This window comes from Pseudoalteromonas sp. SWYJZ12 (assembly GCF_015864395.1).
GTDB lineage: Bacteria > Pseudomonadota > Gammaproteobacteria > Enterobacterales > Alteromonadaceae > Pseudoalteromonas > Pseudoalteromonas arctica.
On the sequence record NZ_JADYXH010000023.1, the window covers coordinates 28328 to 45587 of the forward strand.

Annotated in this window: 18 protein-coding genes; 10 read left to right on the plus strand and 8 right to left on the minus strand. The window is 37.4% G+C overall.

All coding sequences use genetic code 11. The annotated features are described in order from the left end of the window. Both bcsQ and bcsR read right to left on the minus strand, forming a co-directional pair. Positions 1–717, minus strand: a complete 717-nt coding sequence (bcsQ, locus tag I6F42_RS17745) for a cellulose biosynthesis protein BcsQ (protein WP_010555122.1) — start codon at positions 715–717, stop codon at positions 1–3. Positions 718–725: 8 nt separating this feature from the next. Then, positions 726–929, minus strand: a complete 204-nt coding sequence (bcsR, locus tag I6F42_RS17750; protein ID WP_010555121.1) for a BcsR/BcsP family cellulose biosynthesis protein — start codon at positions 927–929, stop codon at positions 726–728. Between the two features lie 114 nt (positions 930–1043). Here bcsR and bcsE point away from each other — a divergent pair, with 114 nt between their 5' ends. The 3 genes from bcsE to tyrR all read left to right on the plus strand — a co-directional run bounded on the left by bcsE (position 1044) and on the right by tyrR (position 6166). After that, on the plus strand, positions 1044–2666 hold the full coding sequence (bcsE, locus tag I6F42_RS17755; protein WP_197152950.1) for a cellulose biosynthesis protein BcsE: 1623 nt from the start codon (positions 1044–1046) through the stop codon (positions 2664–2666). 169 nt (positions 2667–2835) lie between these two features. After that, positions 2836–4416: a cellulose biosynthesis protein BcsG gene (gene bcsG, locus I6F42_RS17760; RefSeq protein WP_010555119.1), complete on the plus strand. Its 1581-nt coding sequence runs from the start codon at positions 2836–2838 to the stop codon at positions 4414–4416. Positions 4417–4609: 193 nt separating this feature from the next. Further along, complete coding sequence (gene tyrR, locus I6F42_RS17765) at positions 4610–6166, plus strand: transcriptional regulator TyrR (RefSeq protein ID WP_010555118.1); 1557 nt, start codon at positions 4610–4612, stop codon at positions 6164–6166. A gap of 28 nt (positions 6167–6194) precedes the next feature. On the opposite strand, the gene I6F42_RS17770 is transcribed toward tyrR, so the two are convergent. Beyond that, positions 6195–6689 carry a hypothetical protein gene (locus I6F42_RS17770; protein ID WP_010555117.1) on the minus strand — a complete coding sequence of 165 codons (495 nt, stop codon included), beginning with the start codon at positions 6687–6689 and terminating at the stop codon, positions 6195–6197. A gap of 105 nt (positions 6690–6794) precedes the next feature. Here I6F42_RS17770 and I6F42_RS17775 point away from each other — a divergent pair, with 105 nt between their 5' ends. Further along, a complete protein-coding gene (locus tag I6F42_RS17775) occupies positions 6795–7328 on the plus strand; it encodes a thioesterase family protein (protein WP_002958217.1) in 534 nt (177 codons plus the stop codon). An 80-nt stretch (positions 7329–7408) separates the two neighbouring features. Here the strand turns inward: I6F42_RS17775 and I6F42_RS17780 are convergent, their stop codons facing one another. Continuing rightward, a complete protein-coding gene (locus I6F42_RS17780) occupies positions 7409–8062 on the minus strand; it encodes an OmpW family protein (protein WP_002958218.1) in 654 nt (217 codons plus the stop codon). Positions 8063–8325: 263 nt separating this feature from the next. Here I6F42_RS17780 and dapE point away from each other — a divergent pair, with 263 nt between their 5' ends. Beyond that, positions 8326–9510 carry a succinyl-diaminopimelate desuccinylase gene (gene dapE / locus I6F42_RS17785; RefSeq protein ID WP_010555116.1) on the plus strand — a complete coding sequence of 395 codons (1185 nt, stop codon included), beginning with the start codon at positions 8326–8328 and terminating at the stop codon, positions 9508–9510. 47 nt (positions 9511–9557) lie between these two features. On the opposite strand, the gene I6F42_RS17790 is transcribed toward dapE, so the two are convergent. Further along, on the minus strand, positions 9558–11264 hold the full coding sequence (locus I6F42_RS17790; protein WP_010555115.1) for a GNAT family N-acyltransferase: 1707 nt from the start codon (positions 11262–11264) through the stop codon (positions 9558–9560). A gap of 129 nt (positions 11265–11393) precedes the next feature. On the opposite strand from I6F42_RS17790, the gene I6F42_RS17795 reads away from it, so the two are divergent. Next, positions 11394–12314 (plus strand): glyoxylate/hydroxypyruvate reductase A, encoded by a 921-nt coding sequence (locus tag I6F42_RS17795; RefSeq protein WP_010555114.1) that lies wholly within the window; start codon positions 11394–11396, stop codon positions 12312–12314. A 97-nt stretch (positions 12315–12411) separates the two neighbouring features. Further along, on the plus strand, positions 12412–12558 hold the full coding sequence (locus I6F42_RS17800) for a hypothetical protein (protein WP_010555113.1): 147 nt from the start codon (positions 12412–12414) through the stop codon (positions 12556–12558). 204 nt (positions 12559–12762) lie between these two features. Here I6F42_RS17800 and I6F42_RS17805 read toward each other — a convergent pair whose 3' ends face one another. Together I6F42_RS17805 and I6F42_RS17810 are read right to left on the minus strand one after the other, a co-directional pair. Beyond that, a complete protein-coding gene (locus I6F42_RS17805; protein WP_002958222.1) occupies positions 12763–13008 on the minus strand; it encodes a hypothetical protein in 246 nt (81 codons plus the stop codon). Between the two features lie 106 nt (positions 13009–13114). Then, positions 13115–13558: a hypothetical protein gene (locus I6F42_RS17810; RefSeq protein WP_010555112.1), complete on the minus strand. Its 444-nt coding sequence runs from the start codon at positions 13556–13558 to the stop codon at positions 13115–13117. A gap of 113 nt (positions 13559–13671) precedes the next feature. On the opposite strand from I6F42_RS17810, the gene I6F42_RS17815 reads away from it, so the two are divergent. Further along, on the plus strand, positions 13672–14055 hold the full coding sequence (locus I6F42_RS17815; protein ID WP_008168737.1) for a response regulator: 384 nt from the start codon (positions 13672–13674) through the stop codon (positions 14053–14055). A 75-nt stretch (positions 14056–14130) separates the two neighbouring features. Here the strand turns inward: I6F42_RS17815 and rpsT are convergent, their stop codons facing one another. Next, the gene (gene rpsT / locus I6F42_RS17820) at positions 14131–14391 is read right to left on the minus strand and encodes a 30S ribosomal protein S20 (protein ID WP_002958225.1); all 261 of its coding nucleotides are present in this window, start codon (positions 14389–14391) and stop codon (positions 14131–14133) included. Between the two features lie 295 nt (positions 14392–14686). On the opposite strand from rpsT, the gene murJ reads away from it, so the two are divergent. Both murJ and ribF read left to right on the plus strand, forming a co-directional pair. Then, positions 14687–16225 carry a murein biosynthesis integral membrane protein MurJ gene (gene murJ / locus I6F42_RS17825; RefSeq protein ID WP_374939251.1) on the plus strand — a complete coding sequence of 513 codons (1539 nt, stop codon included), beginning with the start codon at positions 14687–14689 and terminating at the stop codon, positions 16223–16225. An 84-nt stretch (positions 16226–16309) separates the two neighbouring features. Beyond that, on the plus strand, positions 16310–17260 hold the full coding sequence (gene ribF / locus I6F42_RS17830; RefSeq protein WP_024607280.1) for a bifunctional riboflavin kinase/FAD synthetase: 951 nt from the start codon (positions 16310–16312) through the stop codon (positions 17258–17260).

The window sequence follows — 17260 nt, forward strand, 5'->3', positions numbered from 1 at the left end:
TTATAAGGCCGCTTTACTAACTAGCCAACCAGCTAGCGTTTCAAAGTCATCGTTTGCGATACTATATGGCGCGCAATTGAGTGCTACATTTCTATAGGCGGTTGACTCTTTGATAACTTCGTCACTGTTGATAAAAAAGGGAGCTATAAGAGGAAGTGTTGATTGCCATAGGGAAAACAAGTCAAATTCTAGCGTTGATGCAGAATTATAGCGGTTAACTAAAAAGTAATGCTTCCAATTGTTATCTGAATTCTTGAGTGTTTGTAGGCGTCTATAAATTAAGCTGTGACAAATAGCGTCGCAATTAACCAATTCAATTACAATATCGTTTTTCTCTAACGGATAGTAAGGAAGGTTGATATGCGAAGGACAGTCAAAAAGTACCCAGGCTTGGTCGCTGTAATTTAGATTTTTGCATTTATCGACCATGGTAGTGATGTCATTGATGCTAGTGTCATCGTTGTCACCAAACGGTAAAAATATAACACCATCGTTATCTTGATGAAAATGCGCAAGTGCATCTTCAATGCAGGCTTCATTACTCCAGCCTTTGGTGTATTTCCACGGTAAACCAAAATGCAAACCTAAGTCACTTTTAGTATCTAAATCGATAGCAATAACATCAACGTCAGATCTTTTTAGTACGCACGCAAGGTTAGCAACTACAGAAGTGCTACCTAAGCCGCCTTTGATACCTTTAATGAAAACTCTTTGCAACGGATGTTTTACCTATCGTTAATTGAACGAGTTTGAATGTTTAGTTCGTTATTTATTTCTTTAAGTAATGCATATTTATTAATTGTATTTTTATTTTGCTGTTTGTTTACAATTTCTATGTAGTCATCGCTCTTTCCACCAAAACGCAGTACAAGGTTTTCTACGTCACTTGATGTTAACGTTTGTGAGTTTTTAGAGCTTAAGTTATTCATCTTCACCTTTGTAGTTACGTTAATTATTTTGATTAAAAGTAGACAATATTTAGCTATTATATATAGAATAACGGTTAAAACTAGTAAAAAAGTATTTTTAATAGGGCATTTCAAGTGCATAACTTTAACATAACGGGATTAGAGCCTGTTGCAAAAGAGTTAAAATTGGCTTCAAGTTATGCTGTTTTAGCCCCTTTAGATAATTTAGTGATCGAGCTTGCTTTACATGCAATTAATCCAAGTTTAATTAATGATATATTTATAGTTTCTCAAGAGGTTGAGTCATTTTTTGATTCTTCTTTTTCTGCGCCATTAAATTATGCTTATGAGCATAATCGAGTACATCCCTTTTCGTTGACTCCAGAAACACTGCACTATTCAATTGAGCGAATTAATTCAGGTATTATAAAAGAGATAAGTGCTTATAAACGCCTAAACGAAGCGCTTGTTTTTGTTCACTTTAATACGAGACTGCTAAACAGTGCTGGTGAAAAAAGCTTAGAACTGATGATGAAGGGGTACAACGATTTTGTTCGTCGTACGGGGGCAACATTATTATTTTTAATATCTGGGCCTGATATTGCTAATTATCGCTTTTTATTTAGACGATTAAACAATGTATTTGATGGGCTGGTATTTGTTGATAACGACTCTGCGGTTCGAGTACTTGAATATGATTATTGGCGTCACAGCAGGGGGGTTATTGCTGGTGAACATTACCAATTATTATTAAGTGGTAATCAGTTTGTTGTCCAAACTGGAACAGTAAGCGAAAGTAAAGCACTTAAACACTCAGACTTTGCCGATGAAGACGATGTTTGGCTTGTGCAAAGTGCTGTGCCCGAAGGTACTAAGTTACCGATGCATTATAATAGTGTAAAAGATAATAATGATTTATTTAACAAAGGCCCAAAAGTAGAAGCAGCCACCTTAATTTTTGCAGTTACGCGTTACACCGATTTGGCGCTATTGGGTAAGCAGTGTTTTGAACTTAGAAAAAACTGCGGACGATGGTTAAAGCTTGTTATTCAAAATGTTGATGGTGTTATTCGCCATCAAGATGAGTGCTTATTTTTAACCTTGGGTGTAAATCTAATTTTGTATAGCTTTTCAGAGCCTTCGCGTTTGCTTTCACAAGTGCAATCTATTCAAGGTTTTAAGTTTTCAAGGCCTTTACCTTCCTCAGTTGAGGATGTTTTAAAATACACTGAAAATACCTTTTCGAAAGGATATTTACCTTTCATTGAGTTTACGAAACAAGTAGAAATTCATAGTGACTCAGCCGTTAATTTAGGTGTGAGCGGTGTGCTAGTAAAGCTTGAATTACTGCCACGAATCGACCCAATACACCCTTTGCATTTATTTCATATTAAACGCGAAGGTGATGTATTTAGTATTGCAGATAATACAGTTTATTTATATTTGCATGCTTGTAGAGAAAATGACGTTGATAATGCGATTAAGCATTTGTTTAAATTAAAAACAAGCGATTTTTTTGTACAGCAAAATGTAATTTCTGATCACTTTTACATTCAACAAGAATGTAAACAATTAAGGCGTTTTTATAAAGGTAAGAGTGTTGTAGATTTCTCGCAAAAACTTGCCGAGAATGATAGCTATAAATTTGCACCTGATATAGCAAACAGCGTTACTGAAAATATTAACACACCTGAATTTTCTAGCAAAAGCCGCCCAGATGCTAAGCCTTTTATAATGAAATTAAGAGATAACTTATGAGTATGAATCAGCTTTTAATTACCGTGTTCCTTGCAATGGTGCTTGGCGCGGTGCTTTGTATGCTAGGCAAATACATTTTATCTCAAATAACAAAATATTATTATAAGCTTACTTTTAAACATGAAGTACTAGAGCCTTATACACCAAATACAGTAAAAAAGGATAAGAAGTGAAATTATCAGGTTTAGGGGTTTGGAACCTTTATTTTTTAGTTAAGTTTGCTCTGTTTTATTATGGTGCAATTGATTTTAACGTATTAACTAATGCGGCTTTTGCTGCGTTGCTTGCGATTAAATTTAAACCGCCATTAATAGAGAAGGCAAAACATATAGTAGGTGCTGTGTTTGCTGTGGTATTACTTTACCAAGACTCATGGTTGCCACCAATAAACAGGTTGACTAAACAAGCGGGTAACGTTCAAGATTTTAGTTTTGGTTACTTTATTGAGTTATTAACCCGTGTTATTAACATTGATATGTTATTGGCTTTGTTCGTAATTAGTGTGTGTTTTTGGTATACATCGCAATGGATACGCTTTACAACAGTCACTATCGTTGGGCTGTTAGTTGTAGGATGGCAAGGGGGTAACTCTCAATCACAATTCGTTAATAATGTGGCTAACCCTGAGCCGGTTACACAGAGTCAAAGTAATCCTCAAACACAAGTGATCACTCAGGCAGCACAATCTCCTGATCAAAAATTAGCTGATTTTTATCAACAACAAAGCTTATTAATGAGTCACTTTCCAAGCCAGGTAAATGGTGAACTGTTTGATGTAATTATTTTGAACATATGCTCAATGGCTGTTGCTGATTTAAATGCTATTGGTGTAAGTGTTACTGATATGTATAAAGACTTTGATGTGGTGTTTTCAGACTTTAACTCGGCTACATCATACAGCGGACCAGCTGCGGTAAGGCTACTGCGCGCTAGTTGTGGCCAAACTAGTCAAACGGCATTATTTAAAGAGGCACCTGAACAATGTCACTTGTTTAAAAACCTAGAAAAACTAGGTTATCAAAATAATGTTGTGATGAATCACGACGGACATTTTGATGAGTTTAAAGGTTTAATAAATAAGTACGGTGGCCTAGATAGCACGCCATTTAATATCGATTCAATGCCAGTGGCGCTTCGAGGTTTTGATAATAGCCCTATTTACTCAGATGAAGCTGTGCTGGATGGTTGGTTAGAGCAAGCTGATGATTGTAAGCCGTGTGCGATGTACTATAACACCACAAGTTTACATGACGGTAATCAGCTAGAGAATCAACCAAGGGTGAATAGTAAAGAGACATACCCAATCAGACATAAAAACTTATTTGCTGATATTAACCAATTTGTAAAAAAATTAGAAAAGCGTGGTCGCAACGTTATGTTAATGATAGTGCCTGAACACGGCGCTAACTTAAAAGGTGATAAAGTACAATTTGCAGGATTACGTGAAATCCCTAGTCCTGCAATTGTGTCTGTACCTGTAGCGATTAAATTTATAGGCCCAGACGTACAAAACTACTCGCAAATTGTGGTTGATGATTCAACAAGTTACTTTGCGCTTTCAGAGCTGGTAAGTAAGACGCTGCAAACTGATGTGTTTGGTGGGAATAATAGTGTTGCTAATTTACTTGAAAACCTACCTAAAGCACCTAAAGTTGCTGAAAATGAAGGCACAATAATGATGTATGTTAACCAAAGACCATTCATACAATTAGATGGTGGTGATTGGTCAGCTTACCCACAAGGTAAGTAGTCTCATAATAAGATTTAATAAACAGCACTGGTATAGTTAAATATAAATATCAGTGCTGTTTTTCTTCGTTTAATTACATCCCACCCTTTGGCTCTAAAAGCTATTTTGTCCAAAAATGTTTACAATAAACTACCTTCTCAAAGCGACTTAGCGTATTATTCGGCTAATATAGTTTTTCCTTCTTTGAGGATGTATGCGTCTAGATATTCACTGTGCTGATCGAATTGGTATTGCTCAAGAAATCCTTAATATATTAGTTAACTACAGCGTTGATTTGAAAGGAATTGAAGTCGATTCTGTAAATTGTCGTATGTACGTTAGTTTTCCCGAAATTGAATTTGAACAATTCCAAAAAATTATGCCATCGATACGTTTAATCGACGGTGTACATGATGTGCGTACCACTGCATTTTTACCATCTGAGCGTGAACACAACGAATTAAATACTTTACTACGTGCATTGCCTGATGGGGTTATCTCTATTGATGCTAAAGGCTGGGTGCGTTTATGTAACGATGCAGCATGTAAAGACTTACAGCTAATTGAAAAAGACGTGATTGGTGCAAATATTAATAACCTGCTTAAAGGCTTTAACTTTACACGCTGGTTAGAAGGTAAAGAAGTACTCGGACAAACTACTCGCGTTGAAGTTGCTGGTGAGGATTTTATTGCAGACATTTTGCCAATTGCAGTGCCTCAAGGTAGTGAAGGTGATGTGCTTGCTGGTGCGGTTATTAACATTAAATCGCAAAGTCGGTTAGGGCAGCAAGTCAGTGCATTTAGACGTTACGGGCAAGAAAGCTTTGCTACTATCCATAACTTTAGTACGGCAATGCGCCGAGTTGTACGCGAAGCACGCAAAATGGCGCAACTAGAAGCCCCTATTTTGATTACTGGTGAAACAGGTACAGGTAAAGAGTTATTAGCTAGAGCGTGCCATTACGCATCTAATCGTTCTGTTAAACCTTTTATTGCATTGTCGTGTGCTTCACTTCCTGATGATGTTGCTGAGTCTGAGTTATTTGGTTATGCCGGGTACGAAGAAAATGCAGCGCCAAAGCGCGGTGTATTAGAGCAAGCCGATGGTGGAACTGTATTTTTAGATGAAGTTGGCGAAATGTCGACTCAACTACAAACTAAGTTACTGCGTTTTTTACAAGATGGTACGTTTAGAAAAGTAGGCGATGAGAACGAAGTTAAAGTAAATGTACGTATTGTTGCCGCTACTCAAAAAGACTTACCTGCAATGGTACAAGAAGGGGTTTTTAGAGAAGACTTATATTACCGTATAAACGTGCTTACTTTAGAAATAGCACCACTAAGAGATAGAAAAGCAGATGTAGGACCACTTGCAGAGCATTTTATTCAAAAATATGCGCAACAAAATGGTCATGCAATTCCTGTTTTATCACAAGAGTGTTTGAGCTTTTTACAAGAGTATCCGTGGCCAGGAAATGTTCGTCAGCTGGAAAATGCAATTTACCGCGCAGTGTCGTTACTAGATGATAGCGAGCTTCGCGTAGAGCATTTACAGTTACCAACTTTTACCCATGATTTAGGGTATTTAGAGTCTGATTTTGAAGGCTCACTAGATCAAGCTGTTAAACGTTTTGAAGCGACTTTACTTCGCAAACTCTACCCAGCTTATCCAAGCTCACGTCAGTTAGCTAAGCGATTGGGCCTAAGTCACACCGCGGTAGCTAATAAGTTACGTGATTACGGTATTAACCGAAAAACAGTAAAAGTGTAATTGGCCTAAATAAATTAAAATATGGGGACTAATTTTTAGTGCCCATATTTTTTGTTACCCCGTCAATTGCAATCGTCTCGATACCTTCTTCGTTAAAGTTCATTACAATGCTGGCGTTATTACGAGTGAAAAAATAGCTACGGCCATTAAGTTCAATAACATAATCGCCTTTTACGGGGTCGCTAAATTGCTGCTTTTTTAAAGTGATCTTATGTTCGCCAATTTGCCATTCAAACTCTTCAATAAATCCATTATTAAATTCTTGCACCCATATTTGGCTGTCATCTTTTGAAAGCGTGATAGCTACCGAGTAAGAGCTAGGGATCTGCTCCATATTGTAACTTTTAGAGCCAATAGTGAATTTTTCAGCTTTTTGCTGCCATTCAAAACCAAATTTAAATTCTTTAACTACACCAGTAGGGTAAGTAACAGAGCCTTTACCCGGTAATGAAAAATCGGCAAAAGCATTATAACTAGGCACTAATAGAGTTAGCGCAGTAATGATTTTTAGTTTTGACTTCATGAGTTATCTTTTTATTGTAATAGTGATTTAAGATTAAAGTAGAATATTCGTCTTCGCAAGGGGCTATGCTACACTCGAGTAAATTTAACTGGTAAGACCTTTTTTGTGAACTTATATATTCGACTTTTATTATTGTTTTTTAAAATTAAACGTAACAAGCAATATCAAAATTTACTTGATACGGTAGATATTGATTACAAAGCTCTACCTACTGATTGTGACATTAATTTACATTTAACAAACTCACGTTACCTCGCGATGATGGATTTATCTCGAACTTGGATGACTGAGCGCGTTGGCTTGCTTAAACAAATAATGAAGCGTCGCTGGTTTCCGATTGTTAACGCAACTGCTATTACTTATATTCGTGATATTAAGCCTATGCAGCGATATACAATAAGTACTAAGTTAGTTGGATGGGATCATAAATACTTTTATATTGAGCAAAAGTTTCACTCAGAACGAGGCTTACATGCTATTGCTTATGTACGCGGTGTATTTAAAAGTAAAAAAGGTATTATAAGTATTGAAGAAATGCTTGAAGTGGCTGGTTTTGATGGCCAAACACCTATATTGCCAAGTGAAGTTATGCACTGGAAAGAAATGCTAGAGCAGAAAAAGTTAAGTAACCTGCCCTAATCTCTACAAATGAAAAAAAGGCCTTTCGGCCTTTTAACACACATTGTAATTGGGTAACTACGTACTACTTTATATATGCTTTAAAAGCTGTATCTAACACCGAACATAGCAACAACGGGGTCAAGCTCAACAGTTGATGTAAGTGCTTTTGCACCATTAGCATAAACAGTGGCATCGGTATCAATATCCATAATTGATACCATGGCGTGTAAACCCCAGTTTGCATCAATTTTATAGTTAGCACCTACCTGAGCCATAAAGCCAAACGAATCATCTAATTTTACTTCTACATCGTCTGTTCCTAGCGTCGCTTTAAGTGCTTGAGAAGGTTGCTCATCAAAAAATGCAGTGTAGTTTATGCCTACGCCTATAAAAGGTCTTAGCGCATAACTTGTATCTAAAAAGTGGTATTGCGCAACTAAAGAAGGAGGAAGCTGTTTTATATCTGCAATTTTGTTGCCTGCTAAGCCGCCTGCGCCATTTACATCGTGTGAAAAAGGTGTTGCTGCTATTAGTTCTAACACCCATTGATCGTTAAATGCATAATCTACAGTGATACCTAGTTGAGTATCTGAATCACCTTTAAGGCCCAGCGTAGGTGCTTCATTAATTGCTGAGCTACTGTTATCAGGGTTTACGTTAATAGCGCCAACATTTACGCTAAAGTTAGCGTGTGCAGCTGGAGAGAGTGCTAATAAAGAGGTTAATAATGCGATGCTAATTTGAGTTTTCATGTTGTTCTCCAAGAACTACTGTTTGATTGGCGCTATTATTACCGAGCAATAAAAATGAAAACCTGTTCTAGATCAAAGTTTAAAAAACATTTTAACCTTGTGGAATGCTTTATTGATTTAGATTAAATTTAGCGTCGTTCTGCTTTTGAAAAGATTGACATATTTATTTCATCAACAGTCATATGAATGTATTAAGGCTGACATCGCTTAGTCATAAACTCACGTTTTAATAAAGGCACATTAAATAATAAAGTGTGTTTAACATGTTTTTAGAAGCATTCGAAAAAAAATCAAAAACAACGGATATTCAAAAAGAAGTTGTAGAGCACTTACAAACACTAATTCGCTTTGAATCAGTAACCCCTAACCAAGCGGGTGCAATTGATTGGCTTGCAGTTAAATTGTTGGGTTTAGGTTTAAGTTGCGAGCAATTTACTATAAATGGTGTAACCAATTTAATTGCCTGCATAAAATTCAAAGAAGGCCCATGTGTTGCTTTCTCAGGGCACATTGATGTAGTACCAGCAACAAGTAGCGGTTGGTTAAGTCCTCCTTTTGAAGGGCGAGTGCGAAATGATGCAATATACGGTAGAGGGGCGGCCGATATGAAAGGGGGTGTTGCCGCCATGCTTAGCGCCACAAAAAAGTTAATTAATAGTAAATCCGCTAAAGTAGGGACTCTTTACTGGCTTATCACGTCAGATGAAGAGGGAGAGGCTGAATTTGGTTCTCAAGAAATAGTTAATAAGCTTGCCAAGCAAGGTGTTGTATTAGATGGCTGTATTGTCGGGGAGCCATCAAGTGTGGCACAAGTTGGCGATACGGTTAAGAATGGCCGTCGTGGTGCGCTTTCAGCTCGGATTTTAGTTACTGGTAAGGCAGGTCATGTAGCTTATCCTCAAAACACACTCAATGCTGCTCATATTGCTGCAAAAATAGTAAATAGCTTGAGTGATCAGATCTGGTTACTCGATGTGACTAGCTCAAAAACCACACTGCAAGTGACTGGAATTAACATAAATAATGTGGTCGATAATTTAGTGCCAAGTCATTGTGAGATTACATTTAATGTACGTTATAGCCACGGTTACAGTAGCGCAGCAGTTAAAACGCAATTAATGAATACCCTAAACAAGTTTGCTGAGCATTTTACAATTGAGTGGGAACGCCCATGCGAGCCTTATTATACAAGCCATAATACGGGGTGGAGTTTACTTACTCATATTGAGCAGGCTATTTACAAAAACACTTCAAGTTACCCATTACTAAGTACAAATGGAGGGACATCGGATGGACGATTTTTTGCCAGTCCCCATACTCAAGTTATTGAATGTGGTGTGCGAAACAATACGATTCATCAAGCTAATGAACACGTATCTATTAGTGATTTACTTAAAATTGAAGCTATTTATACAACTTTACTAGAGCAGATATTTATAAATAATTAAATATAAATCGAGTACTTTATAAATATAAAGCACTCTCTTATTATTGGTTATTCTAAATAACGTTTGGCTTTGTTTTCTTTTACATTTTCAAGATCGACCAATACCAATCCATCAATACAATTATTAAAATCGGGATCAATACTAAAGCTTAAAAATTGCACGCCACCTGGTTTACAAAGTTCAGTGTATTGTTTAAATAAAGTAGGGACTTGAGCTCCCATATTAGCTAACACATGCTTTAACTCTACAAAATCTTCTTTTACGTCATTGCCGCAAAAAAGAGTATTGCACTGGGTTAGCTGTTGCTCAGTTAATTTAAATTCATTATTAGGCGTAGCTAATTCAATACCACTTTTATAGTAATGCTGATAGTAATAAACGAGCATGGCTTTTGCTTGCTCGGGTAGAGCATTTGATACACTTACAGCACCAAACAAGTATCTGTACTGTGGATAGCTTTTTATAAAAGCGCCAATGCCATACCATAAATAGTCGAGGCTCTTACGTCCCCAATATTTAGGCTGTACAAAGCTTCTACCAAGCTCAATTCCTTGTTTTAGATAGGGCGTCATAGCGTCGGTATAAGAAAATAAGCTATCAGTATACAAACCTTCGCGGCCATGTTTTTGTATTATCTGTTGTGCACAGGCTAATCGATAAGCACCTACCAGCTCTAGCTGCATTGGGTCCCACAGTACAAGGTGTTGGTAATCCATATCGTATTTATCTATATCACGACGCTTACCACTACCTTCACCGACTGCTCTAAATGCTATTTCTCTCAGACGCCCTAACTCTCTAAAAATAGGTGAGCTACCTGCATATTGGTATAGATGAATATGCATACCGTCTTGCGTTTTACCAAGTAGTTGGCATTGCTCAATTGCTCTTTTTAGCTCTTTTCTGCACTCGGGAACAGCGATAGGTGTTTGTGTTTTTAACGGCAGAGCTTTTTTTGTTGTAAGCCTATAAAGCTGTTTACGGATGAGGTTTACAACTTCTTTATCTTTAAGATTTTCTATTAAGTAAGATTCAGGAGGGATAGAGGCGCCAATCTCAAACTCTAAAGATTTTTGGCGCTGCTTAAACATTTCGGCCACTAATAGTAAACTTGCCAAAGGTTTATAAATCATTGATGTACCATAAAAAAGTGGACTGTTTTTGGCTTTAATATAAATAGGTAAAATAGGGCAGTTAGCTTTTTTTGCCATACGTAAAAAGCCACTATTCCATTTGCAGTCTTTAATACCTGTTGGCCCTAATCGCGATACTTCTCCTGCCGGAAATATAAGTAATGCGCCTTCATCCTTTAAATGGTTTTGTATATTACTAAGCTCTTGTTTCTTACTCATGCCTGATAAGTTATCTACGGGGAGTAAAAGTGAGTGCATTGGAGTAACCGACATCAACATGCGGTTTGCCACTACTTTTAAATCCTGTCTTACAGTTGAAAGTACTTTAATCAGTGCTAAAGCATCTAATGAACCAATAGGGTGGTTAGCAACGATAACAAGTTTACCCTCATTAGGAATATGTTCTATCTGCTTAGGTTTATAGCGCGTATCAAAATTGAGTTCATCGAGCACTTGTTCAACAAATTCTAATCCTTGTAGGTGAGGGTAGGCATCACCAAAAGCAACAAACTCTTGTTCATGTAATAAGTAGCCTAGGCCTTTTTTTACTAAACCTTTTACTTTTGGAGAGTTCTCTAGTTGTGGTAAGTTTGCAGCAATTACTTTATCAACACTTATCATATTAACCTCATATTCCGTTTGGCCTATTCGCCATACATGTAAGATTAAAAAAAGGGTGTGACAGTTACTTTGCAGTAGTGTGACTTTTTAAAGTGCTAACTTATAAACTGTGTATTGTTAGGAGAATTTATGTCGGTATTGGTTGCTATAACTGGGCGTGACAACACAAAACTAATAACGAAGTTACAAGAGCGATTACCAAATACGCGGATAGAGCAATGGCCTGATTGCAAAAACGCACATGATGTGGATTTTGTACTTGCGTGGAAAGCGCCAGAATCTATGTGGCCACAGCTACCTAACTTAAAGGCTGTGTCGTCATTTGGTGCTGGCGTAGACAGTATCGATTTAACATTACTCGACGAAAGTGTTGAAGTAGTTCGCATTGTTGACATGCAACTAGCTGAAGATATGGCGGAATATGTACTGACACATGTGTTAGCTCAAAAGTTACGTTTAAAAGAATATTACATTAAACAAACACAGCAAACATGGAAGCCAAAGCGGGCGCATAGTAATAAACATGTCGGCATACTTGGGTTTGGTGAATTAGGTAAAGCATGCGCGCAAAAGCTTATAAATAATGGCTTTAAGGTAAGTGCCTGGGCGCAAAGTAATAAAAACGCGACTAATGTCGAAATTTTTTATGGCGAGGAAGGCCTCAATAGTATGCTTTCTGATGTTGACTACCTTGTATGTCTATTACCCCTTACGCAAGCAACGACAGGCATTATTAATCACTCAATGCTCGCAAAGCTACCTAAACATGCTGTTGTTATTAATGTGGCACGCGGTGCTCATGTTGTTGAACAAGACTTACTAAGTGCATTAAATAACGATAGCTTACGCGCAGCTACACTCGACGTATTTGATCAAGAACCTTTAGCGTCGAATCACCCTTACTGGGGAAACCCCAAAATAACGCTTACACCACATTGCGCGGCGATTTCTGATTTAAATAGTGTTATAGAGCAAATAGCCGATAATATTGAATGCTTGAATAAGGGGTTAGTACTTAATAACCCAATAGATAGAACTAAAGGTTATTAGCTGATAGCTAATTAGTTTAAAAAACAGCTTGTTAACATTTGTAATTTTCATTAGTGTAAAAGGTATTCTCACTAATAAAAAATACAAAGAGGGTGTTATGAAATCGAGTCAAAGTGGCGTTAAATTAAGCCTAGTTATTATTTCAATTATTATACTTGGTGTTTCAGCTTGGTTTAATCAGGCTAATGCCGAGGATACTCCTTCTAAAATACAAACCCAAAGCGAGTTAACAATAGCGGACTAACCTACTTACTATGTATTCCTCTTTTTTCGTGTTTCTTCTCGTGACTCTTTTTAGCAGTATACAAGCATTATTTTCACAGTAGTGCTTGTGTGCCCCTGAAGCTCTAATTTTCATCTTGATTGAAAGTGCTTTTTAATATTTTTAAATTCTTAACAAAAAAAAGCCCAGCAATGCTGGGCTATTAAATATTCTAGGGAAAAGTTGTTAACTTTGGGTTACATTAAATTGCCCAAATGTATAAACTTTAAACAAGTAAAAAGTATTGATCAACACTAAACTCATATTTGAAATAACACTCGACGACATAAGATCTAAGCTAAATGATAAGAATAATAAACCACACGCACTAATGGCGGCAACGCGCAGCAGTGTTATCTGGTTAATAAAGAATGCACCTAAACCTAGTGCAAGTAGTGTAGTATTTAAAAGCCAATCTAGCTCGTTTAGCATGGTCGTTTCAATAGTTCAGTTGTTGAAAAAAGGAGCGCCATTATGTTGATCTTTTGCGCACCTTTCAACCAAGTAATTTTAAATTTTCAGATTAGTTTTTTTAATGCTAAAAGTGGCTACCGATTGCTGAAAATAAACCATTATCAGCAATTACTTGATACTTTTGGCAGCTCTGCGGTTTTTGTAAGTCACTGCATAAATAAAGGGACTCACGGCTAGAATCATAGGTGGGGTGTAAGTTTGAATCAATTAAAGTAGCCCCCTTGCCAAAGAATCCGGGCCAGTAAACACTCTCACTTACCATCCCTAATTTTTTATAGGTGAGTAAGGTAGGCTTTGGAAAAGCTAAAATAATTACAGCAACGACAGCGAGTGATATAAACAGTCCTTTTTTTTGCGTTGTTTTTTGGCTTATATCATTCTTTGCACTGGAATTTAACTCGCCAGGTGAAGGGCGCTGAGTAGAACGCTGAGGTTTTCTTTTTTGCGCTGTTTTTTTTCTTGCCGGTGCTTTACCTAGCAACGATTGTTTATTTGGGGTTTTAGACATAAAGCAAATCTGGCCTTTTTTCCGTAGGTCTCTATAATTAAATGAGTAAATTTATATACTAAGCTAATTATTATGATAACTTAAAGTTAGCTTATAGCCTACGAGGAATAAAGATGAATACGCAGCTATCAATTTTAATTGTAGATGACGTTAGCACAGTGCGTAGTTTTTTGAGCCAAACGCTCATGCACTTAGGGATAGATAACGTAAAGGAAGCATCTACTGCCTCACAATGTATTAGTGAGTGCCAAGCTGCAAATTATAATATCATTTTTTTAGACATTGAATTACCAGACGGTGATGGTAAAGATTTGATTGCACAAATCAATGAATTAAGCCCAGAGACAAATGTGGTTATGGTATCTGCACATTCAGGTATTGAGAATGTTAAGGATGCAATTGATAAAGGCGCTAAAGGGTTTGTAGTAAAGCCATTTACACCTAAAAAAATAGCTGCAATGCTTAAGAAGTTTTATCCAGAGTTAGAAAATGTCTAATAAAGTAAGTACATTTAAAATTTAAACAAAAAAAAACCGGCAAAAGCCGGTTTTTTATATTCTATCAAAAACAAATTATAGAGCTTTAATCTTAGCTGCTATACGGCTCTTATGACGAGCTGCTTTGTTTTTGTGAATTAGACCCTTAGTTGCGTAACGGTCTAGGATAGGTGTAGCAACAGAAAAAGCTTGCTGTGCAGCTTCTTTATCGCCCGCTTCAATAGCAACAATTACTTTTTTGAAGTAAGTGCGCATCATTGAACGACGGCTTGCGTTGTGCTGACGGTTTTTTTCGCTTGTGATAGCGCGTTTTTTTGCAGACTTGATGTTAGCCAAGGTTTGCTCCTAACAATCTTAAAATAAAGCTTAAATTAAAGGCCGTGGAATATGCCTGTTTCTATCATGGATGTCAATTTAAATTTAACAATCCAAGAAAAACTGCACCATATAACGAGCATCAATTTGCCGCTTTAGCAGTTAATACCGACATTGTAACAAAGCACAGACCCCCAGCCTAGTGCTTTAAAGCGATTTATAAAAAAGACTGTGGCATAATCGCCTATCTTGAGGATTTTTGAGTAGGTTTAAGGTGTCAAAAGGTTTATTTCGCTCCGGTATGATTGTTAGTTGTATGACTATGATATCGCGTATTTTAGGGCTCGTTCGAGATGCTGTTGTTGCCAATTTATTAGGCGCAAGTGCGGCGGCTGATGTTTTTTTATTTGCTAACCGTATTCCTAACTTTTTACGTCGTTTATTTGCAGAAGGTGCCTTCGCACAAGCATTTGTACCTGTGCTGAGTGAAATTAAAGAACAGCAAGGCGACGACAAGGTCAGACTTTTTGTTGCACAAGCAGCAGGCACATTAGGAACCATTTTACTGATTGTCACTATTATAGGTGTTGTTGCTTCACCCGTTATTGCGGCATTGTTTGGCACCGGTTGGTTTATAGATTGGTGGCAGGGCGGACCCAATGCCGAAAAGTTTGAACTTGCAAGTTCATTACTTAAATTTACATTCCCTTATTTGTTTTTTGTAAGCTTAGTTGCGCTTAGTGGTGCGGTAATGAACGTGTATAACCGTTTTGCTGTTGCTGCATTTACACCTGTTTTACTCAATGTTTCTATTATTACGTGTGCAATTTTTTTACATGATAAATTTAGTGTCGGGGCTTATTCTCTCGCAATTGGCGTATTTATTGGTGGCGTTGTGCAGTTATTGTTTCAACTTCCATTTTTATACCGTGCAAAAATGTTGGCGCGTCCACGCTGGGCATGGCAAGACGAAAACGTAAAAAAAGTACGTAAACTTATGCTTCCTGCTTTGTTTGGTGTATCTATTAGCCAAATTAATTTGTTGCTTGATACCATGATTGCTTCATTACTGATGACAGGCTCGATTGCATGGCTTTATTATTCAGACCGTTTAATTGAATTTCCATTGGGCTTATTTGGTATTGGTATTGCGACAGTTATTTTACCGGCGCTCTCTAGGTTACATAGCAGTAAAAAAAGTAGTGACTTTCAGCATACCCTCGACTGGGGGGTGCGTTTTGTTATATTTTTAGGCCTACCAGCAATGATAGGTCTAATGATCATCAGCCCGCTTATTATCACCGTATTGTTCGACCACGGTGCGTTTAAAGAAGACAGTGTTGATCATGTTAAAGCAGTAAGTTTAGGCGTAGTCGCATATTCAGTAGGGCTTGTAAGCTTTATGCTGATTAAAGTACTTGCTCCTGGCTTTTATGCTCGTCAAGACACAAAAACGCCGGTGCGTATTGGTATTATTACCTTAGTGTTGAATATGGTATTTAATATTATGCTGGCTCCTTTTATTGGTTATTTAGGGTTAGCACTCGCTACTTCGCTATCGGCTAGTTGTAATGCATTTTTGCTGTATAGGCAGCTTAAAATAGAAAATGTGTATCAATTTTCATCAATGAGTATGCGCTTTACACTAAAATGTGTTGTTGCAAGTATGGTTATGGGAGCTGTTACATGGTTTGTGAGCAGTTACTATTACTGGGCTACATGGGCTTTTACACAGCAGGTAGTCTTATTAATAGCACTCGTGGCTTTGGCAGGTATTAGTTACTTTGCAATGCTATTTTTGATGGGCGTTAGACTAAATACGATAAAAAGTGTAGCAATTACTGAATCAAACTAAAAAAAAGATTATAATCGGCAACTCTGCGGCTTTAATTAATTTTTAGTCGTAATTAATAGCTCGCTAAACAAGGCATTAGGTGGCATGGAGTTAATTAGAGGTATACACAATATTCGCCCACACCACTTTGGTTGTGTGTTAACTATTGGTAATTTTGACGGTGTTCATTTAGGCCACGCAGAAGTACTAAAAGGCTTACTTACTGATGCTAAAGCGCATAGTTTGTCTAGCACTGTAATGCTATTTGAACCCCAGCCACAAGAATTTTTTGCTAAAAACAATGCCCCAGCACGGCTAACGCGCTTACGAGATAAGCTACGTTTGCTTAGTGATTTAGGTATTGAGCGAGTTATTTGCATTAGCTTTAATCAGCAATTTGCAAACATGCATGCTGAGCAATTTGTTAATGATATTTTGATTAAAAAGTTAGGTGTTAAAGCTCTCACTGTTGGCGATGATTTTAAGTTTGGAAAACAGCGCCAAGGTAACTTTGACTTACTTGCTAGCATGGGCAAGCAAGCGGGCATGGACGTAAAAAGCACCGCGAGTTTTCGTCAATTAAATGCTAGAGTAAGCAGCACTTTAATACGAGATGCTTTGGCATCTGGTGACTTAGCAAGTGCTAAAACAATGCTTGGTCACGATTATGCTATTTCTGGGCGTGTTATACACGGCTGGAAAAGAGGACGTGAACTCGGTTTTAGAACGGCAAATATTGCCCTAAAACGCCAAGTGTGTCCTGTCAACGGGGTGTTTGCAGTGCAAGCAACGATTGCAGGAAAACAGATTTTTGGAGTTGCAAATGTAGGCAATAAGCCGACATTTAATGGAACTCGTGCATTATTAGAAGTTCACCTTTTTGATTTCGCACAGGATATTTACGGACAATTTATGCATGTGGAGTTAATAAAAAAACTTCGCAACGAAAAAAAATTCGAGACATTAACACAATTAACGGCGCAAATAGCAACTGATGTTGCTGCCGCTAAGCAGTGTTTTGGTTTAAATCAGGTAGCCGATAGAGACGGAATGTAG

Coding starts and splice junctions, on each gene's coding strand:
- bcsR (WP_010555121.1), bottom strand. CDS start 929: ATGAATAACTTAAGCTCTAAAAACTCACAAACGTTAACATCAAGTGAC.
- tyrR (WP_010555118.1), top strand. CDS start 4,610: ATGCGTCTAGATATTCACTGTGCTGATCGAATTGGTATTGCTCAAGAA.
- I6F42_RS17770 (WP_010555117.1), bottom strand. CDS start 6,689: ATGAAGTCAAAACTAAAAATCATTACTGCGCTAACTCTATTAGTGCCT.
- I6F42_RS17780 (WP_002958218.1), bottom strand. CDS start 8,062: ATGAAAACTCAAATTAGCATCGCATTATTAACCTCTTTATTAGCACTC.
- dapE (WP_010555116.1), top strand. CDS start 8,326: ATGTTTTTAGAAGCATTCGAAAAAAAATCAAAAACAACGGATATTCAA.
- I6F42_RS17790 (WP_010555115.1), bottom strand. CDS start 11,264: ATGATAAGTGTTGATAAAGTAATTGCTGCAAACTTACCACAACTAGAG.
- I6F42_RS17795 (WP_010555114.1), top strand. CDS start 11,394: ATGTCGGTATTGGTTGCTATAACTGGGCGTGACAACACAAAACTAATA.
- I6F42_RS17800 (WP_010555113.1), top strand. CDS start 12,412: ATGAAATCGAGTCAAAGTGGCGTTAAATTAAGCCTAGTTATTATTTCA.
- I6F42_RS17805 (WP_002958222.1), bottom strand. CDS start 13,008: ATGCTAAACGAGCTAGATTGGCTTTTAAATACTACACTACTTGCACTA.
- I6F42_RS17810 (WP_010555112.1), bottom strand. CDS start 13,558: ATGTCTAAAACCCCAAATAAACAATCGTTGCTAGGTAAAGCACCGGCA.
- I6F42_RS17815 (WP_008168737.1), top strand. CDS start 13,672: ATGAATACGCAGCTATCAATTTTAATTGTAGATGACGTTAGCACAGTG.
- murJ (WP_374939251.1), top strand. CDS start 14,687: ATGACTATGATATCGCGTATTTTAGGGCTCGTTCGAGATGCTGTTGTT.
- ribF (WP_024607280.1), top strand. CDS start 16,310: ATGGAGTTAATTAGAGGTATACACAATATTCGCCCACACCACTTTGGT.